The 25,164-nt window shown below is 51.2% G+C and carries 17 protein-coding genes and 1 pseudogene; 4 read left to right on the forward strand and 14 right to left on the reverse strand.

Annotated elements, in window-relative coordinates; all coding sequences use genetic code 11:
* Positions 1-24: 24 nt before the first annotated feature.
* The 6 genes and pseudogenes from C1A08_RS06545 to C1A08_RS06570 all read right to left on the reverse strand — a co-directional run bounded on the left by C1A08_RS06545 (position 25) and on the right by C1A08_RS06570 (position 7,231).
* On the reverse strand, positions 25-1,056 hold the full coding sequence (locus C1A08_RS06545) for a DUF6562 domain-containing protein (RefSeq protein WP_101572230.1): 1,032 nt from the start codon (positions 1,054-1,056) through the stop codon (positions 25-27).
* On the reverse strand, positions 1,053-2,363 hold the full coding sequence (locus tag C1A08_RS06550) for a DUF3575 domain-containing protein (protein WP_101572232.1): 1,311 nt from the start codon (positions 2,361-2,363) through the stop codon (positions 1,053-1,055). The genes C1A08_RS06545 and C1A08_RS06550 overlap by 4 nt, the downstream gene beginning before the upstream one ends.
* Before the next feature lie 490 nt (positions 2,364-2,853).
* Positions 2,854-4,149, reverse strand: coding sequence for a hypothetical protein (locus C1A08_RS06555; protein WP_145996529.1), 1,296 nt, complete (start codon positions 4,147-4,149; stop codon positions 2,854-2,856).
* Between the two features lie 410 nt (positions 4,150-4,559).
* Positions 4,560-4,783: pseudogene (locus tag C1A08_RS13370) on the reverse strand (DUF3853 family protein); the annotation flags it as partial.
* Between the two features lie 217 nt (positions 4,784-5,000).
* Positions 5,001-5,945 carry a hypothetical protein gene (locus tag C1A08_RS06565; protein WP_101572236.1) on the reverse strand — a complete coding sequence of 315 codons (945 nt, stop codon included), beginning with the start codon at positions 5,943-5,945 and terminating at the stop codon, positions 5,001-5,003.
* A gap of 2 nt (positions 5,946-5,947) precedes the next feature.
* Positions 5,948-7,231 carry a site-specific integrase gene (locus C1A08_RS06570; RefSeq protein WP_101572422.1) on the reverse strand — a complete coding sequence of 428 codons (1,284 nt, stop codon included), beginning with the start codon at positions 7,229-7,231 and terminating at the stop codon, positions 5,948-5,950.
* A 387-nt stretch (positions 7,232-7,618) separates the two neighbouring features.
* On the opposite strand from C1A08_RS06570, the gene C1A08_RS06575 reads away from it, so the two are divergent.
* Positions 7,619-8,836, forward strand: coding sequence for a site-specific integrase (locus tag C1A08_RS06575; RefSeq protein WP_101572238.1), 1,218 nt, complete (start codon positions 7,619-7,621; stop codon positions 8,834-8,836).
* An 893-nt stretch (positions 8,837-9,729) separates the two neighbouring features.
* Here C1A08_RS06575 and C1A08_RS06580 read toward each other — a convergent pair.
* From C1A08_RS06580 to C1A08_RS06590, 3 genes are read right to left on the reverse strand one after another with little or no spacing between them, the layout of a single operon-like run.
* Entirely contained in the window at positions 9,730-11,094 is a 1,365-nt protein-coding gene (locus C1A08_RS06580) for a TolC family protein (protein ID WP_373419255.1), read from the reverse strand.
* Entirely contained in the window at positions 11,091-14,276 is a 3,186-nt protein-coding gene (locus C1A08_RS06585; protein WP_101572240.1) for an efflux RND transporter permease subunit, read from the reverse strand. Before C1A08_RS06585 ends, C1A08_RS06580 begins: the two co-directional genes overlap by 4 nt.
* Positions 14,273-15,388, reverse strand: a complete 1,116-nt coding sequence (locus C1A08_RS06590; protein ID WP_180951534.1) for an efflux RND transporter periplasmic adaptor subunit — start codon at positions 15,386-15,388, stop codon at positions 14,273-14,275. The genes C1A08_RS06585 and C1A08_RS06590 overlap by 4 nt, the downstream gene beginning before the upstream one ends.
* Before the next feature lie 145 nt (positions 15,389-15,533).
* On the opposite strand from C1A08_RS06590, the gene C1A08_RS06595 reads away from it, so the two are divergent.
* The 3 genes from C1A08_RS06595 to C1A08_RS06600 all read left to right on the forward strand — a co-directional run bounded on the left by C1A08_RS06595 (position 15,534) and on the right by C1A08_RS06600 (position 18,256).
* Positions 15,534-16,352, forward strand: a complete 819-nt coding sequence (locus C1A08_RS06595; protein ID WP_101572242.1) for a helix-turn-helix domain-containing protein — start codon at positions 15,534-15,536, stop codon at positions 16,350-16,352.
* A 741-nt stretch (positions 16,353-17,093) separates the two neighbouring features.
* Positions 17,094-17,282 (forward strand): hypothetical protein, encoded by a 189-nt coding sequence (locus C1A08_RS13225; protein ID WP_180951535.1) that lies wholly within the window; start codon positions 17,094-17,096, stop codon positions 17,280-17,282.
* Positions 17,283-17,338: 56 nt separating this feature from the next.
* Positions 17,339-18,256 (forward strand): hypothetical protein, encoded by a 918-nt coding sequence (locus C1A08_RS06600; RefSeq protein WP_101572244.1) that lies wholly within the window; start codon positions 17,339-17,341, stop codon positions 18,254-18,256.
* 637 nt (positions 18,257-18,893) lie between these two features.
* On the opposite strand, the gene C1A08_RS06605 is transcribed toward C1A08_RS06600, so the two are convergent.
* The 5 genes from C1A08_RS06605 to C1A08_RS06625 all read right to left on the reverse strand — a co-directional run bounded on the left by C1A08_RS06605 (position 18,894) and on the right by C1A08_RS06625 (position 25,139).
* Positions 18,894-19,673: a hypothetical protein gene (locus tag C1A08_RS06605; protein WP_145996531.1), complete on the reverse strand. Its 780-nt coding sequence runs from the start codon at positions 19,671-19,673 to the stop codon at positions 18,894-18,896.
* 307 nt (positions 19,674-19,980) lie between these two features.
* Positions 19,981-21,795 (reverse strand): CotH kinase family protein, encoded by a 1,815-nt coding sequence (locus C1A08_RS06610; protein ID WP_101572248.1) that lies wholly within the window; start codon positions 21,793-21,795, stop codon positions 19,981-19,983.
* Between the two features lie 262 nt (positions 21,796-22,057).
* Positions 22,058-23,147, reverse strand: a protein-coding gene (gene prfB, locus C1A08_RS06615; protein WP_373419256.1) for a peptide chain release factor 2 whose coding sequence is annotated in 2 segments (ribosomal slippage) — positions 22,058-23,092 and positions 23,094-23,147 — 1,089 coding nt in all. Because the reading frame shifts where the segments join, the coding sequence is not laid out codon by codon here.
* A gap of 33 nt (positions 23,148-23,180) precedes the next feature.
* Positions 23,181-24,338, reverse strand: a complete 1,158-nt coding sequence (locus tag C1A08_RS06620) for a glycosyltransferase family 87 protein (RefSeq protein WP_101572253.1) — start codon at positions 24,336-24,338, stop codon at positions 23,181-23,183.
* A gap of 27 nt (positions 24,339-24,365) precedes the next feature.
* Positions 24,366-25,139: a radical SAM protein gene (locus C1A08_RS06625; RefSeq protein WP_101572254.1), complete on the reverse strand. Its 774-nt coding sequence runs from the start codon at positions 25,137-25,139 to the stop codon at positions 24,366-24,368.
* Positions 25,140-25,164: the final 25 nt, after the last annotated feature.

Genomic DNA, 25,164 nt, shown 5'->3' on the forward strand with positions numbered 1-25,164 from the left:
TTAGAATTATTAAAAAGGTGAAACTTAAAGGTAGATATCGTATTCTCCGTCATAATCCGGATCGATGCCCACACCGGAATTGTAGCTTCGGGTCAGAAAGTCCCCGTATATCCGGGTGACGACATTCCGCTTATAGGGAATGCGGATGCCGGTGCTTTCGCTGACGAGTTCGCCTCCGTCGTCGTATATGCGTATGTCGGCCGTTACGGCGGATTCTGTACCGTTGACGAACACATAATCGAAGGCGAGCGTAGCCGAGGTTTCGCTCACTTCGGCCAGCGATGCGTTGAAAGCGACTCCCTGCACGGCATCGCTGGGATTGTCCGTAGCCGCGTTATACGTGGATGGCAGGTATCCCCGGTAGGCGACTTCGACCCGGAAAGAGGAGAGGTCGCCGCCCGTTCTCGCTTTGGCGGCACGCTGTCGCCGGAACTCCGCCACGTCGCGCGTGATGATCTCGTAGCGGGCGAGGGGCCTGTCGAGGGTGATTCGTTCCTCGACGACTGCGTTCCGCTGTCCTCTGTATCGGGAAAGGTCTATGCGTTTGTTGGCGGCGAAGGCGTCTTTCGTTTCCGCATTACCGCGATAAGTTCCGCAGAAACATACGCTGTGAAGTCTGTCGGCCGTGTAATGCAATTCATCCCCCGTTTCGGCATCCTGATAATCGGCCCATGCGAGGAGCAGGTAGGCCCGGGGAGCCAATTCGAGCGTCAGTTCTACGGGATCGTCGCAAAAGGCCCTTTCGTCCAACGGGATCACCTGCCGCAAGCAAGGTTCGGCCCCGTATATATCGGAAGGGTACAGTTCCCCGCCGGGATGGTTGTCGGTATAAGCCTCGACGATCAACCGGGCAGGCCCTGCGGCGTTTTCCGTTCCGGCAGCGCCTGCACGGGTAATTTCATGGACATCCTCAAAAGGGGTAAGGAAGTTTATGTCGACCATGATCCGGACCTCCATCGTCGAAGGCGTTCCGAAATCATCCGGAAATTCGTGCACGTCGCAGGCGGTCAGCCATGCCAGCGGAAGGCATATCGCCAGGTACAGTAGTCTTTTCATCGCCTGCCTCCTTTCTTTTTCAGGTCGAACGTATAGGAGAACGACACGGCGGCGTTATCTACCCCGAAGAAGGTCTTGCGGACGGTCGAGGAATACGCTCCGCCGGGTTCGTTGTGGAACTTGTCGTAATGCAGGCGGTACGCGCCCGCGCCGAGCGAGAACTCGACGTTCCAGCGGTCGTTGCGGCCGAGGGGCATCCGGTAGCCGACGCTTACGCCTCCGCCCAAAGCCGGGGTCGTCCCGTCGTGGTCCTGTATGCGCCACTTGCCGCCGAGGGCGAGGTTGTACGAGGCGACGCCGAAGTGGACGCCCGCGAAGAAGCGGCGATCCCGCGTGGGCCAATAACGCAGTTCGGGCTGGGCGGCCAGTATGCGGAACTTGGTCGTCCCGCTGAAGTAGTTCCATGCGGAGTAGTAAACCGGGATGTTGAGCGACAACCTTTGCGAGAGGTCTATCTCCACCGCGACATTACTTATGGCCATAGCCCAGCCGACGGCGTTGGTCTTGACTACGAGCCGGGGAGTCCACCCCTTCGCTTCGGGACTGGCCTTGCCTATAAGTGCCGGGATTGCTTCCCCGGCTTCGTCCGTACGTTCAGGTGCGGCGGCCGTATCGGGAACGGTTGCCGGTTGCGGCTCGTCGTTCTCCGCAGGTTTCAGTCCAGGTTCCGGAGCAGGGGGCGGAGCGACCGCAGGCGGTTGCGTGCTTTCCGGTGTTTCTTCCGACCGGAAGTATAATGTCACGACGACGCTGCTTCGCAGGTCGGGGAAGAACTCCCGCAGCATATAGCGATAAGGTTCGCCGCCGCGCAGGTCCATCAGCCGTTGTTTACGGCCGCCCACGACCTGGTTCTTTTCATCGAAGATCCAGACGGGCGTGTTGTCCAGCACGTCGAGCACTTCGTCGCGGTACAGCATGCCGGATGCGGCCACCTGTGCCCGCAGTTCGTCCCACGCTATCCCGGCGGCCTGCCTGTCGATCAGGGAGGCGGAAACGTCGGTATGACGGACGATATAGGAAACCAAAGAGTCTGCACGGCGCTCGGACAACAGTTCGTTGGCACGGTTAGCCCCGTCCGGGGAGGCTCCGGAACGTACTACGATACGTTCTATCGTTCCGTCACGGAGTGCTCTGCGGACAGATTCTGTAAAACGTGACAACTGCATACCGTTGTCGCGGTAGTCAGATTCTACGTAACGGTAGCCTGCCCGGTAGTAGATACGCACCGAATCGGCTCCCTGCCCGGCATGGGCCGACAGAAAGCACGACAGGCAAATGACCGATAAAAAGATTTTTTTCACCGACATAGCCGCGAACATCCGTTAACCCGTTCGTAACCGGGAAAATCTTTCATGTCGTTGCGGATGCCGGTAATGTCGTATTGATCAAACCCGGTCGGCACGGCTCCGACCGATAGAATAGAAATAGGCAGATTGTTTTTCATGTGTGTAAATCGGTCCCGCCCGTCCCCCGGCGGAAGTTTAGTTACACATATAAAAAAGACGTGGGACAGTACCTTTTATTTGCTTTTGAGGTCTTGGCCAACCGTGCAGACAAATAAACGAGTAAAGCCCACGTTACCGTGAGCGTTTACGCTTTACTCTTGTCTGCGATTAAAACGGCCAAGTTTCAAAAGCAAGAATAAAAGCTAACGCTTTTTATATTTTATCTCTTAATATTTCTCCGTTTATGCCATAGGCATCGTCTAATTAATTGGTTTGTCGCGGTAAATATACGAATTTTGGCTAAATATATTAATAAAATGCCGGGGAAAGGAGCAAAAGACTGGGGCGGGATCTATCTCATCCGCATTCCCTGCCCTTGTTCACGGTCTTTGATTTTGATTCCGATATGCTCCAAAAACTCTTTCGCTTTTTGCCGGAACCATTGCAGGATCGGTATTAGGTCGATGAACAGTTGAAACCCTCCGGGGCCTTTCTCATCCCGCATGAGCCGGGCTTCCGAGTGTTCGGTTTCAAAGTGTTGGGAATGTTCGTGCGAATAGAGTTCTCCGGAGAAACGAACAGGCCGCATATTTACGAGATCACGGGCCTGCCCGTCGGAGAATCCGAGCGAACGGCAATACTCTCCCCACTTGACAAGCTGGGGCGTATCGGGGAACCAACCGTAAATGCGATCTATCTCGCCTTGAAGTCCTTTGGCTGTCTGTTCATGTTCCCGCCTCTCCCGGTCTATCGTCTTGTTCTGCCTCCGTATCTCGGAGTGCAGGCGTTCGTTCTTTTGGGCAAGATCGTCTATCTGCTGTTGCTGCCGCTTGACTTTCGACGTTCCGATCATCGAGCCGATACCGTCGAGAATGGTCATGCCGACCTCAGCGGCGGAGTTTTTCAGCTTCTCAGTTCTCAGCTCTCCTTTTACCGCCTTCAGTTCCGCTTCGGCCTGCTCTTTGGCTACCCGGGTTTTCTCGGCCTCTTGCTTCTGCTTGGCGATAATGTAGTCCGTCCGTTCCAGATGTTCGCGTCCGGTCAACTCTTTCGACGTGCCGCGTTCCATACCGAGCGCTTCGGCCAATATGGTCTGCATTTCGCTCGTGTCCTGCGGCGAGAGTTTGCAGGACTTTCCCGTGTCGTGGTCCATCCAGTCCCACACGATATGGGCGTGGTAGTTCGGCTTCCATGTGGTTTTGTCGCCGGGCGTTTGGTAATGTCCCTCGTCGCGGTGTATGAAGATCTGCAAGGGCGTGATGCCCCAACGCTCGTGGCACAATTTTCCGTATCGCTGTAACTGTTCCATCGTCGTGTCGGCCTTGCATACGATAACGCCTTCTTTGATCGGCGTACTGCCGCGCACGGTAACGGTCTTCCCGGTCTTCGGGTTTACCCGTGTACGGTCTTTGGTCTGCATCGCCCGTCCGGTCTTCGCCTTGACCATTTCGCCGATGTACTTATAATACTCCCTAAGCGATATGCCCTCGATGCGCGGTGATACCCACGCTTCGTTGTCGTCCATAAGGTCGGTACGCAGGTAGATATTTTCTTTGTTGATGCGGGCGAGGTATTGGGGTGTTCGCCTGTTGTGCGCCTCGCTCTGCCCGATATTGCATGGGCGTATGTTGTCCGATGTCTTTGCCATAATCTTTGATTGCTATAAGCTATAAAAGGATTGGGGTCTTGGGGCGATGCTCCGAGCGGAGTTTCCAAAGAGAGGGTCACTCTTTGGTCGGGTTGCACAGGGCTGAAAGTCCTTGCCGGGTCGAGGGCAGCGCCCTCGTGGGACGGGGCGAAGCCCAGCCCTCGGAGAGCCCACAACTACCGAAGCGCAGCCGGTAGTTATAGTGGGCTATAACAAGGCGAGCCTTGTGATTTGCGTGCCGATCCTCCCGCTTGCTCTTGTTTCCTTATTCCTCCCTCTGTTTGCTCGATGCTCTATATCTTGTGCCTGTGCGATCGTTTCTTGTGTTGCGCCCGTTGCCTCTCTTGCAGGTATTCGTTCAAATCCTTGTACCTGTGGTAGTGCTCGGACTGGTCGGACAGGTTGCGGCATGCCGCTTTCAGTTCGGCGGTCGCCTTGCGCCCTATTTGCGTAATGGCTTTGTCGATCTTTCCGCTTTTCTTGATGCGGTTGGCCGTTGGTAGGCTACATCCGAACAATTCGGCGATCCCGCGATGCCGTAAACATGTTTTCTCTGCGGAGCAACGACATAGGGCTGTCGCTCCGGTTGCTCGCTGCTGTTCTGTTGCAGGTAAAGAAATTCTTCACCCGTCATCTGCCACAGCGGTTTCGATTTCAATGCTTTTATATCCATAGACGAATCACATTTGGTAAGACATGCGATCGCCGGCCGGTCGATCGTGGTGCAAATGTAATTCGGCAAAAAACGGAGCGCGAGCAATCGTAGTCAATACGGGATAACTGTACTGACTATGAATGATATATAAAAATAGTATGTGATACGGAATCGTACTACGGTCGTAGCCGAAACACTAAAAAGGAAGGTCGTAAAAGATCGTACGGTAATCTTGCGTCAGCGGTTCGCGTCGCTTGCGCTCGAAGTTCTGGCCGATCGGGATTCGGTAACGCTCCTCGAAAAAGCATTTGATCGCCGCATCGCGGTTCGGAAGGAAATAGCCGTTATCGAGCAGACCGGCAAGAAACGTAACCAGCCGTTTGATATCCGGTTTGCCGTTCTTGTGCTTCGCCTGCCAATGTAAGTTTTCGTCGAGGTCGCCCGACCTGATTAATCGCGATTCCAATTCACGAAGTTTGTCGAATATCCGCGACCGGAAAATTTCGTCGGGCAAAATGCTTTTGGCTTCGGCCGGCCGTACGTACAATTCTGTAGGTGAGGATGTTATTATTTTCTTTTCAACAGGGAAATAGCTGTCGAAAACTGCGGCGAACGAACGGCTCGTTTCGCAGATGGCAGCGTAGTAGTCCTTGCATATCCATGCGACATTTTCCTGTCGGTAGCGATTGCGTTCGTTATCGAGTTCATTGAGTTCCGACCGATTTTCCCGCAACAACTGTTCGCGCTCCCGCTCCGTCGGATAGGGGTATTCTTCGATCAGTTTTCTGTCGTTCACCAGCAATGTACGTTTCCCGGCAAACAGATACTCCTCCTGAAGCCGGCAAAGAGCCTCGAAATCGACTTGGCTGAAAACCTCTTGGCGGGTTTCGCAGATATGGATATTCTCCCGTATCAAATCCCGCAAACGGACAAGTACACGGTCTCCGATTTCCTCGGCGATAAGGCGCAGAGCGACCTGCTCCACGGGTACGGCACACAATGCAGCGTAGGAGTCCCGATATGCCTGCTGTCGGTCAACCTGATAAGCGTTCGTCGTACAGGGATCGGACTTCAGACATTTGTTGAGCGTTTCGTAAACTGCGGTCAATTCCGTTATCGAAGTATAAATATCCTTTTCCATCATCACAGCGTATTGAATTTATCCATCGCGCTGGCCTTGATGCTGTCGGCAATGTCAATGTAAGGTTTCATAGCCTTATAATCGCTGTGTCCCGTCCATTTCATTACAACCTCTGCCGGAATACCCAACGCCAGCGCATTACAAATGAATGTCCTTCTTCCTGCATGGGTGCTCAATAATGCGTATTTTGGGAAAATCTCATCTATACGCTCGTTCCCTTTGTAGTACGTTTCTCGTACAGGTTCGTCAATCTCCGCGAGCTCGCCCAGCTCTTTCAGATAATCATTCATCTTCTGATTGCTGATAACGGGCAATACCATGTCGTCCTCAAATTGGATATCCTTGTATTTTTCAAGTATGGCTTTGCTGTGGTCGTTCAGTTCGATAATCAGGCTGTCGGCAGTCTTTACCGTGGTTACTTCGATATGGTCAGGTTTGACATCGCTTCTTTTCAAGTTGCGGACATCCGAATATCGAAGGCTCGAAAAACAACAGAACAGAAAAACATCCCGGACACGTTCCAGATATTGTTTGTCTTGAGGTATCTGATAATCTTTCAGCTTGTTCAACTCGTCCCATGTCAGGAATATGACTTTTTTAGGGGTAGTCTTCAATTTCGGTTTGAATGTGTCGTATGCCGTGTGCTGATGATAACCTTTCTTGAAACTCCAGCGCAGGAACCATTTGAGAAATCCGATTTGTTTCCCGATGGTGCTGTTCCTCATGTCCTTTTCGTCGCGCAGGAAGTTTACATATTCGTTCAATCCGAACTCGTCGAAATATTCAAAGGCAACATCCTCCTTAAACTCTTTAATGTGGGCTTTTACGGCTGCAAACTTTTCGTAGGTGGATTTTGTCCAGTCATTTTGGTTGCCGCATTCCTTGACAAACTCATCGAACACCTCCCAAAAGCTTATTCGAACATCTTCCTGCTGTTCCCCGTGCGTGTCTTTCATTCGCAGGTTAAACGCATCCTTTAGCTGTTGTGTGGTCGGCATGGTTTCCCGCACCTCGAACTCCTTGAACACGTTTTGAATCTCGGTATAATATTTCAGAAGGTCAGCATTGATTTCGGACGCGCTTTGCTTCAGTTTGTTGGTGCATCCATTCTTTACCCGTTGCTTGTCGGCATCCCATTTGGCCACATCAATGCGGTAGCCCGTTGTAAACTCGATACGCTGGCTTGCGTATATCACGCGCATACGGATAGGCACATTCTCTATGATCGGAACGCCGTTCTTTTTCCGGTTTTCCAATGCGAAGATGATGTTTCGTTTGATATTCATAATTGGGTGCACATGAAATTCTACACCCAAATATACACCCATTTAGAGATATTTTAATTTACTACAACTTGTAATAATCTGGTAATTAACAGCAAACTGCAATTTTATGATACTCTTTAATTATTTAGGTTCGAGAGCATATCTCTCCGCCAAAAGACACTGAATAAGGAAGCAAAACCCTGTAAATTACACATTTACAGGGTCTGTTGTTTTTAAGCCTATGGCGAAAAAATGCGGTTTTAAGCGTTTTTTCGGTGGCAATTCGGTGGCAAAAATATTTTTAGGAAATTGCCACCAAAAACGTATGTAACGCATTATTGTTCATGGTTCTGCCTCTTGACATCTGCACTTGACGAATATAATTTTGTAACCAAAAAATCAAGTGAAATGGAAAAAACAACTTTCAGTCTTGGGTTTTACATTCGTAAAACCCGAACAAACAAAAAGGGCGAGGCCCCTATTCAGGTACGTGTGACAGTTAATGGCATGCGTGCTGACACGACGGTAAAAGAAACAATCACTCCGAAGCTATGGAATGACGCCAAAGGAAAAGCCTACGAACGGAATCCGCTTACAAAAGAATTGAATATGTATTTGGATGCTGTCCGAGCCAAATTTATGCGCATCCACCGCGATATGGAAATGGACGGAGAAGAATATATTACCGCGCAAAAGGTAATGGATCGTTATTTAGGCAAGGATCAATCCGAACGCCATACGTTGGTGGAATTATTCCGTGAACACAATGAGAAATGCCGTAAACTCTCCGGCATAGACATGGCCCCTGCAACCGTCCAGCGTTACGAAACCTGTTTGAAACACACGCAGGAATTTATGCAATACACCTACAAACGGAGTGACATTTACCTTGATGAAATGAATCGTCAGTTTATCGAGGATTATGAATTTTACCTGAAAACCGTCTGCAAATGCAATCATAATACAACGACTAAATACCTGAAGAACTTTAAGAAAATTACCCGGATAGCGATCCAAAAAGAGTGGATGAAAAAAGACCCGTTTGCCGATATTAAGTTTTCGCTGAATCCCGTAGAAAAAGATTTTCTGGAAAAACACGAAATCGAAATTATCCGCCAAAAGGAAATCGGCATCGAACGCCTTGCACTGGTACGGGACATCTTCGTATTCTGTTGTTTCACGGGACTGGCGTTTTCTGACGTAAAACAACTTACCCCGGAACATATCTCCATCGACATCAACGGGGATAAATGGATCAGGAAGATGCGGCAGAAAACCAAAAATATGTGTAATATACCGCTGTTGGAAGTTGCTCAGGAGATTCTGGCTAAATATGAAAACCATCCCTACTGTGTAACGAAAGGCGTATTGCTGCCTGTTCTGAGCAACCAGAAGATGAATACTTATTTGAAAGAGCTGATCGACATTTGTAACATAAAAAAGACCATAACTACTCACCTTGCCCGCCACACATTCGCAACGATGATGCTGACGCTCGGTGCAGACCTCTACACCACTTCGAAATTACTCGGCCATGCTGATGTGAAAATGACACAGGTGTATGCCAAAATCATCAATCAGAAAAAGGACGATGCGGTCAATCTGGTGAACGGATTGTTCGACTAAAGCAGGCACCGAATTTTCGGGTCTCCCGATGTTTTTTTGCCGGTATAGTTTATTCCCGCGCGGGCATATATAATTCTGTTTAGTTTAGTATTTCTCTATATATAGGGCAAGAAAACTAAAGTAAACCGTTTCGTGCAAACAACTGAAAAGAAATGCGGTTGAACTTCGATGACCGAAATCGTACTCTGAAACAGGATTCTTACACTCGAATGCCGGTAGCATTATCGACAAGGAAAAGGTCGTAATTCGACCGCTGAGAAATGAACGGATTATGTCGGAGAAACAACCCTGTTCTTAACCCACAAGAAACAATTATGGGTAACACATTCTTTTTATTCCCTTTTGTCGGCCGAAACCTGCCCGAGAACTAAGATCTAAATCTTCCGACAAGGAGAGATGTTTTTTATCCATTTGACTGCCATTCTATAATCCGTCATATATCGGACAATTCCACTGCCTTTGCTTGCAGATTGAGTGGCAATTCTCCCGATGACGAATATCGGGCGAGGTATTAGGCTCCCCCGAAACATTTTTCGTGACACCCGGGCAAGCCCGAACTAAAACGGCTTTGGCACCGACAATACTGAGATTGCTCCGAGAATTCTATAGCCTTGCTATCAACTCATTCCCGAGAGTTGCTCACCGTGACTTGCCCTACTTGGAGTTTTAAGTCGATCAAATCATAAGGAAAACTATTTGAATCGAGGAGAAATGAATGCGATTCGCTTTTTACTTTTGGAAATGGTGTATTTTTCCAAACAGGTGAAATCGAAGAACCGTGGGGAACGTCTTTCATTGGAAAAGAACCGAATCTGCACCATTTCACCAATTCGTCTGCCGTAAAGGGACGTTTGGTTATGGTGCAGATCCGTTCATTTTGTTCATCATCCGTTTTATTCAATTCCTCCTCCGAGTGCATGGTAGAGCGAGACGACACCTTGCAATTCGGAGAGACGGTCTGCAATGGCTGAGAGCTGGGCTGAAAGCAAAGTCTGTTGTGCTGTCAGCACTTCAAGATAAGTCGTCGAACCGTGCCGCATCAGGAGTTGCGTGCTTTCGACGGCCCGTTCGAGCGAGCGGAGCTGTTCGCGGCGCGAGTTCGTCTTGGCGCGGGCTGTCTGCACCTGCGTCAGGGCATCGTTCACCTCCGCTCCGGCGTTGAGCAGGGCTTGCTGGAACGCGAGTTTCGCCTCCTCCTGCTGCGCCTTCGCGATCTTCACACGGGCACGGTTCTGTCCCGCATTGAAGATTGGTTGCAGGAGTGATCCTGCCGCCGAGAGCAACAGTTTTCCGGGATTGACAACAATGGTTCCGGCACTGTTCGTCCAACCTGCCGACCCGCTCAACGTCAGCGATGGATAGAGCGCGGCGCGGGCTTCGGCTGCTGCATAAAATGCCTGCACAAGTGCCTGCTCGCTTTGGCGGATGTCGGGACGGCGGGACAAGAGTTGCAGCGGAACGCCGATGACCAGTTCCGTCGGAGTGGATTGTGCATCCAATGTGCCACGTTCGATCGTGTGCGGCGTGTCGCCCAAAAGAAGTGTCAGCGAATTTTCAGTCTGCCTGATCGAATACTGCAAATCGTGCAGTGTCGTTTCGGCTGCATGTAGCGTTGCTTCGGTCTGGGCAACGGCGGCTTCATTCACGTTTCCGGCCATTTTTAATGCCTGAATAACCCGTACCTGCTCCCGATAGCGTTCGACAGCCTGCTCCGTAACAGCGACTTGCGCGTCGAGGCTCAACAACCGATAATAATAGTTGGCTATGTTGGCTATCAGTTGCGCCTGCACTGCATCACGGTAGGCTTCGCTTTGCAGCAAAGCCGCACGCGAACGCCGTTTTGTATTGGTCAGACGACTGAAAATATCGACCTCCCAACTTGCCGTAACGGGAACGCTGTATGTCCACGCGGCTTTCGCACCATCAAAGCTGCTCACGCCTCCCGACGGCGCGAAGTTGAACGACGGCAAATAAGCCAGCCGCGCAGCTTTCAGCGTGGCTTCTGCCTCAGTGATGCGAAGTTGTGCAACCTGCAAATCGGTGTTATGCACCAATGCCGTGTCGATCAGACGCTGCAACCGCTCGTCGGAGAACAACTCATGCCAACCGATGTTTGCAACCGATGCGGTGTCGGTCGTCGAATACTCCGCACCGTAGAGGTTGCCGGTCCGCACTTCGGGGCGGGTGTATGGTTTGTAGATGCCGCAGGCAGTCAATGTGCATGCGGTCATCGTTATTATGATTGTCTTTTTCATCATTCCTCCTTTTTCGGGGTCTTCAAATCCTCCATTTCGGCTTGTATCGACCACTCGGCAGCTCGCTCGAACTGTACGGGGCGGCTCTTCTCCTGCAACCACTGGAAAGCGACGAACAGCACGGGTACGATAAAGAGCAGGGCAAGCGTTCCCACGAGCATACCTCCGACGGCCCCTGAACCGAGCGTGCGGTTGCCGTTGGCTCCGACTCCTGTCGATACCATGAGCGGCAACAGACCGAAAATCATTGTCAGGGCGGTCATCAGAATCGGACGCAGACGCACTTTCGCAGCCCCGACAGCGGCCTGAATGAGCGACATGCCCGCCTCGCGGCGTTTGACGGCGTATTCGGTGATAAGAATCGCCGTTTTGGCCAGCAGACCGATCAGCATGATGATGCCCGTCTGCATGTAGATGTTGTTCTCCAGTCCCATCAATTGAGCGAAAAGGAACGAGCCGAACAGACCGAAGGGCAGCGACAGCACAACGGCCAGCGGGATGAGGAAACTTTCGTACAGAGCGCTCAGTATCAGATAGACCAGCACAAAGCAGATGGCGAAAATCATCACTGTATTACTCGTCGAAGTGCTTTCCTCGCGCGTGATGCCGCCGAACTCGTAGCTGTACCCTTTGGGCAGCGCCGCCTGCGCGGTTTCACCGATGGCATGGATTGCATCGCCTGACGAATAACCGTCGGCAGCCGCGCCGTTCACGGCAATCGAGCCGTAGAGGTTGAAGCGGTTGAGCGACTGCGGGCCGTAGGTCTTGGTCAACCGTGCGAACTGCCCGACAGGAGCCATCCCGCCTCCGGATGTGCGGACATAGATGTGGTTCAGCGATTCGGGCGTCACGCGGTACGCCGGGTCGGCCTGAATCATCACACGGTAGAGTTTCAAGAAGCGGTTGAAGTTAGAGACATATTGTCCGCCGTAATAACCCGACAGGGTCGCCAGCACGTCCGACGGCGAAATGCCCGACCGCTCGCACCGCGCGGCATCTATGTCGAGCGTATATTGCGGATAGCCCGATGAGAAAGACGAATAAGCCGCACCGATTTCAGGACGTTCGGAGAGTGCTGCAATGAATCTGCGCGTCGCCTCGTCCAGTTCGGCGACGGGTTTGCCCGCCTTGTCCTGTACATGCAGTTCGAAGCCGTTCACCATGCCGTAGCCCGTAATCATAGGCGGTGCGGCAGCGAAGATCTGCGCATCGGGAATCTTGGCAGACAGTGCGTTGAGGCGGTCGATGACCGACTGTACGTCGTCGCCCTTTCCGGAGCGTTCCGACCAGTCGCAGAGCGAAAGGATAATCATGCCCGCACTTGCGCCCGAACCGCTGAACGAATAACCGCTCACAGTGGCATAGTGTTCTACCTGCGGCATTTGTTGAATCTCCTTCTCGATTTGCGACAGCACTTTGGTCGTTGTGTAAAGCGACGTACCGGGCTTGGTGGTAATGCTCACCATGACCGATCCCGTATCCTCGTCCGGGACAAGTCCCGTCTGTGTGTTTCTCATAAGAAGGACAAGGAGCACAACAGCGGCAACCAGTGTCCCCCATGCCACAAAACGGTGGCGTACAAACCAGATGACACCGCGTACATAACGTTTCACCATCACCGAGAAAGCGGCATTGAACGCCTTGCGGAAGCGGGCAGCGAAATTCTCCCGTACATTACCTTCCTCATCGACGTAAGGTTGCAGCATCAGAGCGCACAAGGCAGGTGAAAGCGTCAAGGCATTGACCGCCGAAAGCCCGACGGCGACAGCCATCGTGATACCGAACTGTGTATAGAAGACACCGGATGTACCTCCCATCATCGAAACGGGAATAAACACGGCCATAAAGACGAACGTCGAGGTGACGATCGCACCCGTGATGCCCTGCATGGCATCGTTCGTTGCCATATACGACGATTTGTAACCAACATCGAAACGCGCCTGCACCGCCTCGACCACCACGATGGCGTTGTCGACCACCGTGCCGATCGCCAGCACGAGGGCGAAGAGCGTCAAAAGGTTGATCGAGAAGCCCAGCAGCGACATGACGGTGAACGTCCCGACCAGCGAGACGACGATGGCGATGGCCGGGATCAGCGTCGAACGGATGTCCTGCAAGAATACGTAAACCACCAACACGACCAACAGAATTGCCTCGATAAGCGTCCTCAATACGTTTTCCATCGAAGCGTAGAGGAAACGGTTCACGCTCAACAGGTCGGCGAACGCCAGTCCGTCGGGCAGGTTTTCCGTCAGTTCTGCTATGAGGGTGTCGATATTCTCCACCACCTCCGTAGCGTTCGATCCGGCACTTTGGTATGCTTCGCCGATACACCCGGCGTGGCCGTCGGTAAGGGCACGGTAAGTGTACGCCTCGTCACCCATCTCCACACGGGCGATGTCTTTCAGACGCAGAATATCCCCATTAGGCAGTGAGCGGATGACAATCTGTTCGAATTGTTCGGGCGTCGAAAGACGACCGCTCCACTTGATTGTATATTCATAGGCGTTCTCGTGGTTCTCACCGAATGCGCCCGTCGCCGATTCGAGGTTCTGCTTTTCAAGGGCAGCGGTCACGTCAGAGGGAATCAGTCTATACTGTGCCATGATGTCGGGTTTGAGCCAGATACGCATTGAGTAGTTCGATGCCAGCACATTGAACTCGCCAACGCCTGCAATACGTTTCATGCGTGGTTCGACGTTGATCTTCATGTAGTTGTTGATGAACTGCATGTCGTAGCTGTCGTCGGGGCTGTACAGAGCAACCACCTTCAGTAGCGACTTCTGCTGTTTGAGGGTCTGCACGCCGATTTTCGTCACTTCGGCAGGGAGCAGTCCCTGAGCCTTCGACACGCGGTTCTGTACATTCACGGCGGCCATGTCAGCATTGACCCCCTGACGGAAATATACGTTTACCGTCACATCACCCGTATTGGAGGCTTCGGAGTGGATGTATGACATATTCTCTACGCCGTTGATTGCCTCTTCGAGCGGCACGATGACGGCCTTCTGCACCGTCTCGGCATTGGCTCCGGGATAGGAGGTCGTTACCTGTACTGTCGGTGGCGCAATGTCGGGATATTGTTCGACCGGAAGGGTTGTCAGGGCGATAACGCCCAACAATACGATCGTAATCGAAATGACGATTGAGAAGATCGGACGGTCTATAAAAAATCTCAGATTCATACGTTACCTCCTGCTTTGTTGTTCACCTTGATTTCGTCGCCGTCGTTAAGCAAACCCACGCCCGTCGTGACGATTACGTCACCGGCCGAAAGACCTTTCGTCACGGTGTAGTTCACACCGTCGTGAATCGGACTGACCTCGATACGTGTAGCGACAGCTTTGCCGTCAATGACACGATAGACGAAGATTTTGTCCTGTAATTCATAGGTCGCTTCCTGCGGGATAGCGATTGCATTCTCCAAATGTTGCGGGATTACCACATTCCCTGTGCCGCCGCTGAACAGTATGCGGTTCGGGTTTGGAAATACAGCGCGCAGCGAACCGCTTCCCGTCTCGGGATTCAGCACGCCGCTGATGCTTTCGACGCGCCCCTCTTCGGCGTAGAGGGTTCCGTCGTTCAGCCGCAGCTGCACAGCGGGCATGTTGTCGATCGTCCGGTCGAGCGAACCGTAACGCATGACCAGCTCCTGCAACCGATTCTTGGACATCGAAAAGTAGACGTACATCTCCGAATTGTCGGCCACGGTCGTGAGGGGCTGCGAAGAGGTCGGGCCGACCAATGCGCCCACCCGATAAGGAATCGTGCCGACCACGCCGTCGGCGGGGCTCTTCACCTCCGTATAGGAGAGGCTGTTGCAGGCATTGGCCTCCTCGGCCCGGGCCTGCTCCAGCGAGGCTTCGGCGACGGCCAGCGCATTGCGGGCGGTCGAGAGATCGAATTCCGAAACGACATTCTGCCGGAACAGTTCCTGTTTGCTCTCGAAAGTGATCCGCGCCGTCTCGACCTGCGCTTCGGCGGCATGAACATTAGCCACGGCCGTGCGCAGTGCCGCTTCATACGGCACCCGGTCAATAATAAAGAGTGATTGTCCCTTTCGTACTTTTTCTCCTTCCTTGACGCAGACGCGCTGAATCGTTCCGGATACCTGCGGATAGATCTCGATGTCTTGCCGTCCACGCACCGAAGCGGAATAAGACTCCGTAAGCGTCACATCGGTCCTGGCAACCGTCTGTACCGAATAATCCACTGGCTGTTGCGGAGGAACAGCCTCCTTGCACGATACCAGACATATAGTCAACAATCCTGTTACACTCAATAACTTCTGTTTCATGGTTTCTTTTTGCTTTTTCAGGGCGCAAAATTACGGAATCTCCGATGTCCAAGCGGCATACAAATCCAAACGAAAAGAGTACTTTTGAAAACTAAACTTATTTTTTCACCTATATCTCGTATTTTTGCGGTCAAAAACAGAAACTATGGTACAGAATCGGGAAACGGAATGCCGCGTTGCGACATCCGATCTGCATACGTCGTGCGGCTCAGCATTGCGGACAAAGGGGTGTATGCTGCTCTTTTGCCTGCAAGGCAAAGCAGTCGTTTCAGTCAACCTCGAACGGCGGGTGTTCCGAAGCGGAAACATCGCAGTCATTTTCCCCGATACGCTGTTCGTTGTCCACAAGGCGTGCGGTGATTTCCGTGTGCGCATGATCGAGTTGTCGCCCGAACTCACCGATGAAGTAATCCTGCCGTTGTCGTCGGCATTCTTCGAGCGCATCTACGACGAACCTATATTGCCGACCACCGGGGAAGAGCGGACATTGTGGGAAACATGGAACACCCTTACCGACTATTACACGCAATGCTCCGCCGCAAAATCCGCCCGCATGATGTTCCGAAACCATCTGCAGAATCTGTTTCTTGCGATAGAGGTCAAGCTGGTTTTCGATGCTCCGGCCGAGAACCTCAAATCCATTCCTTCCTCGCGCCGACTTTTCAACGGCTTCTGCAAACTGGTGACGGAGAACTGCTATGCGCGGCACGAGGTGAAATTCTATGCCGACAAGCTCTGCATCACCCCCTACTACCTTTCGAAAATAACGGCCCGAATCGCGGGGACTACGCCCAAGCAACTCATAGACTGGCAGATTGTGGCGGAAATCAAACACCTGCTCACCACGACCGATATGACGGTAACGGAGATTGCCGACAGGTTTCATTTCGATTCAACCTCTTATCTGGGCCGTTACTTCCGCCGGCACACGGGTATGACGCCTACCGAATTTAGGAAACAGTAAGCCGAAGCGAATATCCTTGCCCTCCAACTCAACTTTGTGAGTTGCCCGACTCACAGAAACAAGTTGCCCAATTAAGAGTTTTACGTCGAACAACTTGCAATGAATCCGGCTGAATCTGCCGAAATTTAGTCGAATAGACATTGTAATCGTAATTATTTTTCTGGTGTCGAACTTAGTTGCCCAAGAGTTTTCTAACCATTTGTATAGGTTTCAGAAGTATGATTCAGTCCAAAAGTTGCATTGCAGCCAAAAGAGAAAATACGATGTAGTTCCGGGTTCTTTTTTGGCTGAGCGATTGTGAGGAAGAAAGGGCAAAAAAGAGGGGAAAATTCAGTTTAGTTTAGTACATTAGCCTATATATATGCTAAATCAAAGTAAACTAAATTTAGGTAGGCATATTTACCTTTTCATATGCCTATGACTTGATAGGAAAGTCTACCTTTGCGGGGAATAAAAGTTCTAAAGAGCGTGTAACCTGAAGATAATCTTTGGCTCATTTTCTCTTTTGGCTGCAACAATTCATCAACGCGCGCTCCAACAATATATTCTCAGAAAAACGACCGGTTATCGGGAAAATAGTTTGAAAAGCCTTTCAGTACGACCAAGTGAAAAGAATGAAATCAGATGCAAAGCAAAAAACGGAGAATCGCTTAAATTATTGATTTTGTTGCTGCTTTGTTTCTTTATTCCGAGGAGTGCCTGTATAAAATTCTTATTTTCAATATATTACTATATGTATAAATGACATTTACCAGTCTTTACAAGAAAGCACAAAACGGAGATATATCGGCTATGAGCGATTATGTTGGTGTGTTGGAAAGTGCTGAAAAATTGCAAACCAAGTTAGAAAAAGCCGAATCCGAACTAACAACGGCGCAGATGTCCCGTTTAACAAAAATCGTTACTAAAATGACAAATGCTGTATTGTAAACAGATAATGGTTGAAATGAAAACGGGAGCAAATTGCTCCCGTTTTTTGTTATCGAATGTTTGGTGTAACTTTGTATATAAGTGCCATAAATAATATTTATGATCTATTTATTACAGCATCAGGTTATGAAGAACGAGCAACCTTTATTGCATTAAAAAATATAAATGCCAAGAGAAAAGTTGTCATTGTTTTTTCTAAAAATAAACAAAATAAAACGAGGGAAAATAATGACAAATTTTATCATCAAAATAAATTCGAATATCTATTCTCCGATGGTAGTCAAGGTAAGGTAATTACTAACATTATTGATGATTTTTTGAAAGAAAATCAAAACCATGTCATAAACATTTTAGTCGATTATTCTTCTATGACTAGGGTATGGTATAGTTCAATTATTGATTACTTTAACAATTTGAATACATCAAAAGATATTCGAGTATTTTTTAGCTATACTAGAGCACAATTCACACCTCCTCCCATGACAGAAGATTTAAATCATTTTTGTGAGCCTATATATGGATTTAGTAATATTACTATACCAAATAAAGAAACAGCTCTCATATTAGGATTAGGATACGAAAAGAGAAGAGCATTTAGTCTCAAAGAGTATTTCGACGCTGAAGAAGTGTATATGTTCATGACAGATGCTGAAAGTGCCCCCGATTTTTATAAAGATGTTACAGAACGAAACCACGAGCTTTTATCACATGTCGACAACAGTCACAAATTTTCATACCCTATGGATGATTTATTATTCACAAAGAAAATTCTCTACGATCTATGTAAAGATTTATTGAATAATTTTAGAGTGGTTATTGCTCCATGCGGACCTAAACCTTTTACATTAATTAGTTTGTTAGTAGCAAGCGAACTGAGAAATATTGATGTATGGAGAATCAGTGGTAATAAAGACATTACAAATCGAAAGCCTACGGATGACATATTGACCATTTTGGTTGAATTCGAAAGTTAATCACAACGTATCAGTTTGTCATATTTATCAAAATCGTCATACATCTACCTTGTAGTTTATTTTGCTCGGAAACGTATTTAAATATAAAAACAAAGACTGATTTTGCAAGGTCAAAGTACATTAATAGTAATGAGCAAAAACCAGAAATATAAAGCGACTGATATAGTGCAAGATCGGAGGATAGCAGGAGAGATATTTTATAAGAGATGGAAATACATCTCACTGTAAAAATTACAAAATTTCTTGTTGAGTATTTTTTATGGAAAAATAGTCTATCTTTGTTATAGTCGAATGCAATTCAGGGTAAAACACAGCAAATAAGTTGTGGGCTATTCGGTGGAATTTGGATAATCTGATTTTATAACAGGTTGATATACAGGAGTGATTTGGGGCGAATACGTTCCCTATCTCTCCGCAGTATGATTTATCGATAAACAGAGACTCCGCATGATCCGGTCGATCGTGCGGATGTTTTTTATGATTCCGTTCAGGAATTTTCCCGCTTTTTGCGTTGTAAATCGTAACAGTCGTAGACGGAAGCGCTTATATGCCGACATGTAAGCGCTTCCGTCTATGTTGAAATCGGCCGGGGGAGGCAGACCTGCCGCCGTTTTATTCCTTAAGGCGGATAGGCCGTCTATTTTCGGTCTCCTTCGCGGTTCCTGACTGCACGTTCGAATACTTCCCGGTCGTATTTCCAGTCGTCGTTGCGGTACCGTATCTTCCAGCGGAGCGAACGGAGATATTGTTGCTCTTTTTTCTTTCCTGCGTTGGTGAACCAGAGCTTCAGTCCTATGCTGGCCCTGCCTTTTTTAGAGACGATCATACCCGTGCAATGCGTGTAGCCCTTTTTGAACGGATCGTCCACCGGCAGGGTGTACAGGAACACCGAGTCGGCATTGAACCACCTCCGGGCTTTGCCGCCCGAAACGATCGTTACGTAGGTTTCGAAATCTTCCCGGGTGAACACTTTCCCTTCCACCGGGTTGAAAAAGCCTTCCGTATAGCCGTAGGCCGCTTTCAATTCGCCGGTTATCAAGAGGCGGGGATAGTTGTCGTTCGTGAGCAGCTCGTTCGTTGGCGGCGACTTTTCTAACTTTCTCATGGTTTGGTCTATCTCGATCTCGCCCTCGGTTCTGTAAATTAAAAAGCTCAGGTACATCAAAATGAACTCCCCGTTCTCGGATTCGAGTACGGGAGCATATGCAGTTCCCGAGCGGTGTCCTCTTCGGATCCACTGTCCCGCCAGCGTATCCAAATCGATCATATGCCTGGGCCGGGCCCAGACGATATCGAATGCAGCGGCACTGAATTCGGCTCTTTTCTCAAAAGATTCCGGGGATATCGCTGCCGTTCGCTGCTGTGCACAAACTACCGACGGGAACAGAAATAGGGCGAGTATCGTTAGGCGTTTCATAAAAGCAGTGTTTTAATTTCGACTTTCGGATCGTACCCTACCGTACGCTCGTACGCTGTTGGCTTCGAAAACGTCGGTGACCTCTTTTCTGTGAACCATGATAGGAGTTCCGTCGTTTGTATTTTGGGTATCTTTTATGTAAACCCAATTAATGTCGGCTTTGACCGCCGGGGCTGCATGTCCTCCCGAATTCGCCATCTTGGTTGCCACGAGATAGACGTTTCCCGAACCTTGCGAATATTGGTAAGAATGCGAAATGCCGCTTACGGACACTCTGGTGCCTTTTGCGTAATTGGCCGGAAAATACTTACCAGGTCGGAATCGCCGAGTCCAGCCACTGCACGCGGCGGGTTAGGAAGTCCTTGGCGTACTGCACTTCGTTTTCCCAGGTTCCCAGCGTGATGACTTCGACGCTGACCGGCGTGTTGAGGATGTTCCACTTCGTGAAGTTGGCCCGCTGCGATACGGAGATCTTCTGAGCCGTCTCGTTGATGTAGGCGTAGAGCTGCGGCAGGTATTCGCTTTTAAGCGTTTTCCAGCGCTCTTTGACCAGTCCTGCGAAGTAGGGATCCTGCATCAGCCGGTCGAAATAGAGCGAACGTTGTACCAGGACGTCGTGGCGGGCCGGTTCGGTGTAGTTCCAGCCGATGCCGAGCGACCACTCGAAGTCCCAAACCGGCGACATGCCGAGTTTGGTGTCCGGCTGCGCGTTCTTTTTGAAGAAGTAGTAGTTCGTATCTTTGTTGCACAGGGTTTCCTGTACCAAGTACCAGTTCACCCAACTGTCTACGTCGATGTATTTGCGGTATCCCTCTTCCGGGTCCATGAAATTCTGCGAATAGAGCACATATTCGAATTTATTGACGTAATCTTTGATGTAGGCGACCTGTTGCTGCGTGATGTCGTCCGTATCGGGATGCTTGAACGTGAACGGGTTGCCGCGGTCGGTCATAAAGTACAGCGGTTCCTGCTGGTAATAGCCGTCCCGTTCGATCAGGTAGCCGTCGTCATCGGCGTTCAGCCGGTTTTTGGAAACTTTCACGTGTTCGCCGAGCAGGTAGTTGCCCTCGTAACGCCCGTTCAGGAACAGTTCCACGAATTCGGTGCGGGGCGTCCACGGCATCGACATCAGCTCGCTCAATTTGAATGCGATGCTGGTGCGCAGCAGCGATTTGTCGCAGTAGTTGGCCAGCAATACCCACTCTTTGTCGGACGGCATACCCAGAATCTCGGATTTTTCGTCCAGCTTGATCTTGTACGGCTTTTTCGGATACCCGAACGTGGCGTTGCCCCGGCCCCGGATACGCATGGCGCCTTCGTATCCGGCTTTGAAATCGGCGGTTTTGCTAATCGTCAGCGTTCCGTTGACGTAGTTCTCTTTCGACGTGATTGCCGCACGCTGGTCGGTTTCGACCGTAACGACCGGCAGACCGGTGAAATTGAACAGGTTGACTTTGTATTCGGCGGACGTTCCCTTGCTGTCCGTAACCGTATAGACGACCTCTTTCGTGAAGTCGTTCGCCGTGACGCCCGACTGCTGCGAAACCTTGCCGACGGAGATCTGGTCGAAACGGCCCAAGAAGGTCGGAACGAGTTTGTCGATGTCCGTCACGTAGGGTATCAGGCCCGAAATCGATGTTCCGTCGATCGTGCATTCGACGTCCGACAGTAGGTACAGCGGGTTTTTGGCCGCTTCGAAAACGAACGACGTGATCGCCGGGCCGGACTCCGCCCCTTCGAAACAGGATATGTTGACTTTATAGTCGACCGTTTGTCCGATGCTGTCCATGACCGTATAGACGACCTCTTTCGTGAAATCGTTTTCCGAAACGCCCGATTGCTGAACCGTATGGTTTACCGAGATCTGAGCGAACCGGCCTTTGAAGGACGGAACGAGCTTGTCGAGGTCGGTCGCGTAGGGGATCAGCCCCGAAATTTCGTTCCCGTCGATCGCGCATTTGATGTCCATGATCAGCGTTTGCGGATTCCGGGCGGCTTCGAATACGAAGGCGGTAATCGCCGGTTGGGTGGCCGGCGAGTCGGGCCGGCCGTTTTCGTCGTTGTCTTTGCAGCCTGACAGCAGCGCGACGCATGTGGCGAAAAGGAGTAGCTGTTTTTTCATAAACGGTAAAGTTTTAGGTGGATTCGGATGTCCGGGGGTCGCCGGACGGTAAGTGGCGTTTTTATAGAACGCCGTTCGCTAATTTAACGATAAAATTCGAAAATGCAATCGGTTGCCGGATAAATACGCAATGTGCGGCCGGCTCGGTTCGCAGAGGCGTGCCGGGAAGATACGAAAAACCGTGTCGTGAAAAAACTTTCCGGAATTTCCCCGTACGGGGAAATTCCGGAAAGTTCGTCGGTTGCGTTCGTACGCGTATCGGTCAGGAAACTCCGTTGCTCATCAGGAACGCTTTGATAAACTCGTTCAGGTCGCCGTCCAGCACGGCTTGCGTGTCGGAGGTTTCCTGTCCGGTGCGGTGGTCTTTTACCAGCTTGTAGGGATGGAGCGTATAGCTGCGGATCTGCGAACCCCATTCGATCTTTTTCTTCTGTCCTTCCAGTTCGTTCTGCAATTCCATCCGTTTTTCCAGCTCGCGCTGGTAGAGTTTGGACTTCAGGATGCGCAGCGCGTTCTCTTTGTTCATGATCTGCGAGCGGGTTTCGGTGTTCTCGACCACGATGCCCGACGGCAGGTGACGCAGGCGTACGCCCGTTTCGACCTTGTTGACGTTCTGGCCGCCCTTGCCGCCGCTGCGGTAGGTGTCCCATTCGATGTCGGCCGGGTTGACGACGATTTCGATCGTGTCGTCTACCGCCGGCGAAACGAACACCGACGCGAAAGTCGTCTGCCGCTTGTTGTTGGCGTTGAACGGCGACAGGCGTACCAGCCGGTGGACTCCGTTTTCGCTTTTTAGGTAGCCGTAGGCGAACTCGCCGACAAATTCCAGCGTCGCCGATTTGACCCCCACTTCATCGCCTTCCTGCAGGTCGACGATTTTTACCTGGTATCCGTTCGCTTCGCCCCAGCGGGTGTACATGCGCAGCAGCATGGCCGCCCAATCGAGGCTCTCGGTGCCTCCGGCCCCGGAGTTGATTTCCATGATCGCGCCCAGGTGATCCTCCTCGCCGCCGAGCATGTTGCGCATTTCGAGCGCTTCGATCTTTTCGAGCGTCGCCCGGTAATGGGCGTCCAGCTCTTCGGCGGATGTAAGCCCTTCCCGGACGAAATCGGGCATCAGCGACAGATCGTCCGCGGCCGACGCGATTTCGTCGTAGGCCGTGATCCAGTATTTGATCCCGGCGACCTTTTTCAGTTGTTTCTCGGCTTTTTCGGGATCGTCCCAGAAATCGGGAGCCTGCGTGCGGCTCTCCTCTTCTTCTAATTCGATGCGTCGGTTATCGACGTCAAAGATGCCTCCTCAACGAATCCTGTCGTCTTATAAGCTCTTTAATTTGTTCCGCGGTTATCATACTATAATATTTAAGGTGTAAATTCGAAAAGAGTTAAACTTCCGCCTCGATCGTTTTCGGACAGGCCATCGGTTTCAGGAACGTCAGGTAGATCATCCGCAGCCAGGTGAACGTGAAGCAGTAGATGTTCAGTTGCAGCGTGTCGCACAGGAACCGCATGACCGGCGTCGGGCAGACCAGATCGACCGGTACGGCGACCAACAGGACGAAGTTCGCCCAGAAGAGCGTCCTGTCGAGCCGGGTTTTGCGGGCCTGTACCCAATACCAGAGCAGATAGCCTGCCAAGGCGATGACATAAGTGTGTTTTTCGGTCGAGAGGCTGAACAGGATCACCCAGCCCATCAGGATGCCGAGCGAGCCGGCCCGGAAGTCGAACCAGTCGAACTGTTTGCGATTCACTACGAACAGGACGGCCAGCAGGGCGATCGATCCCATCTGTACGTAGGTCATGACCGGGGTCAGCAGGTCGTGGATCGGGTAGAGGTTGAACAGCGCGTAAAACTGGAACTGATCGACATGCAGCGACAGCACCTCGGCCCAGCGGGCGTAGAACGGCATCAGGCCCGACGGCTCGATGCTGACCAACGGCAGGAAGACGAAAACCGCCGCCAGCGCGATCGTGAACAGGATGTTACGCCAGAACTTCGGGTAGCACAGCAACAGCGCCAGTTCGAAAATGCCGTATATCTTGCAGAACCCGGAGATCAGGATCAGCGTGATCGCCCAGAAAGGTTTCCCGCGCTCCAGCAGCGTGAAGGCGAACAGGAACAGGTAGGTTACTACCGGGTTGAACTGCATCGACATCTGCGTCGTCGCGAGGATCATCGCCGTGTAGAGGTAAGTCTGGCATTTCTGATTCTCCGTAAGCCGGGGCAGCGTGAAAATGGCGCAGAAGAACATCGAGAAGTTGAACAGGTTCCATACGAACGGGCCGACCGTCATGCCGAGGTAGGCGAACGGCGCGAACAGGATTGCGAACAGCGGGCCGTACAGGAAGTCGTACTTTTCGACGCCGTAGGGGTCTTCCCCTTTCCAGAAATCGAACGTGCCGTTCTGGAACGTAAAAAAGTTGTATTGTTTGCCGTGCGACACTTCCAGCAGCGTCAGTACGAAAGTCAGTACAAAGCCGAGGATGAAGATATTGCGGCGGTTCAGAAAAAAACGACTGATGTTTTCGGTAAATCGGGACATGGCGTTGGTTTGGGTTTCGTGGGAAAATCAGCCGGCGACCGAGCATGGGATACCGAGCGCTTCGACGCGCGCGGCGATCGCCCGGAGTTCGGGAACGGATACTTTGCGAAGGTTCTCGGCCGGGGTATCCCGGTCGATCGTGTAGACCATTACCTGACGCGGAGCGATTTCGGCGATTCGTGCCAGCCAGGCCGATACTTCTTCTTCGGTGGTGTTGTCCACCGTCCGCCCGCCGTACTCGCCGCGCAGGAACATCGTCTGGATAATCAGCCGTCCGTCGAAGCGTTTCATGTTCTCGACCGTGCGGGCTACCGAATAGTCCCCGCGCGGAAGATCGATCTGCCGCACCGTGGCGTCGAATGCCGAATCGAGTTTCAGGATGTTGTTGTCCACCTTCAGCAGGGCTTCGCGCACCTCTTCCCGCCCGATCATCGTAGCGTTGCTGAGCACCGATATTTTGGCTTTCGGGCAGAGTTCGTCGCGCGCGGCGATCGTATCGTCGATGATGGCGCCGAACTCGGGATGCATCGTGGGTTCGCCGTTGCCTGCGAAGGTGATGACGTCGGGCGGAGTTCCCGCTCCGGTCATTTCGAGCAGTTTGGCCCGCAGTAGTTCGCGTACGGTCGCCCGGTCGTTGAAACGAGGTTTCGCACCGCGGCCGGCCCATCCGCATTCGCAGTAAATGCAGTCGAAACTGCACAGTTTGTTGTCGAGCGGCAACAGGTTGACCCCCAGCGACAAGCCGAGCCTGCGACTGTGTACAGGGCCGAAAATCACTTGATCGTACAGCGAAGTGCTCATGGCGTCTGGTCTTTTATCCGGCCAA

The organism is Alistipes sp. cv1, from assembly GCF_900240235.1.
Taxonomy (GTDB): domain Bacteria; phylum Bacteroidota; class Bacteroidia; order Bacteroidales; family Rikenellaceae; genus Alistipes_A; species Alistipes_A hominis.

Coding starts and splice junctions, on each gene's coding strand:
- C1A08_RS06605 (WP_145996531.1), bottom strand. CDS start 19,673: ATGAAACGCCTAACGATACTCGCCCTATTTCTGTTCCCGTCGGTAGTT.
- C1A08_RS06545 (WP_101572230.1), bottom strand. CDS start 1,056: ATGAAAAGACTACTGTACCTGGCGATATGCCTTCCGCTGGCATGGCTG.
- C1A08_RS06550 (WP_101572232.1), bottom strand. CDS start 2,363: ATGTCGGTGAAAAAAATCTTTTTATCGGTCATTTGCCTGTCGTGCTTT.
- C1A08_RS06590 (WP_180951534.1), bottom strand. CDS start 15,388: ATGAAACAGAAGTTATTGAGTGTAACAGGATTGTTGACTATATGTCTG.
- C1A08_RS06625 (WP_101572254.1), bottom strand. CDS start 25,139: ATGAGCACTTCGCTGTACGATCAAGTGATTTTCGGCCCTGTACACAGT.
- C1A08_RS06575 (WP_101572238.1), top strand. CDS start 7,619: ATGGAAAAAACAACTTTCAGTCTTGGGTTTTACATTCGTAAAACCCGA.
- C1A08_RS06580 (WP_373419255.1), bottom strand. CDS start 11,094: ATGATGAAAAAGACAATCATAATAACGATGACCGCATGCACATTGACT.
- C1A08_RS06585 (WP_101572240.1), bottom strand. CDS start 14,276: ATGAATCTGAGATTTTTTATAGACCGTCCGATCTTCTCAATCGTCATT.
- C1A08_RS06570 (WP_101572422.1), bottom strand. CDS start 7,231: ATGAATATCAAACGAAACATCATCTTCGCATTGGAAAACCGGAAAAAG.
- C1A08_RS06555 (WP_145996529.1), bottom strand. CDS start 4,149: ATGGCAAAGACATCGGACAACATACGCCCATGCAATATCGGGCAGAGC.
- C1A08_RS06600 (WP_101572244.1), top strand. CDS start 17,339: ATGTTTGGTGTAACTTTGTATATAAGTGCCATAAATAATATTTATGAT.
- C1A08_RS06595 (WP_101572242.1), top strand. CDS start 15,534: ATGGTACAGAATCGGGAAACGGAATGCCGCGTTGCGACATCCGATCTG.
- C1A08_RS06620 (WP_101572253.1), bottom strand. CDS start 24,338: ATGTCCCGATTTACCGAAAACATCAGTCGTTTTTTTCTGAACCGCCGC.
- C1A08_RS06565 (WP_101572236.1), bottom strand. CDS start 5,945: ATGGAAAAGGATATTTATACTTCGATAACGGAATTGACCGCAGTTTAC.
- C1A08_RS13225 (WP_180951535.1), top strand. CDS start 17,094: ATGACATTTACCAGTCTTTACAAGAAAGCACAAAACGGAGATATATCG.
- C1A08_RS06610 (WP_101572248.1), bottom strand. CDS start 21,795: ATGAAAAAACAGCTACTCCTTTTCGCCACATGCGTCGCGCTGCTGTCA.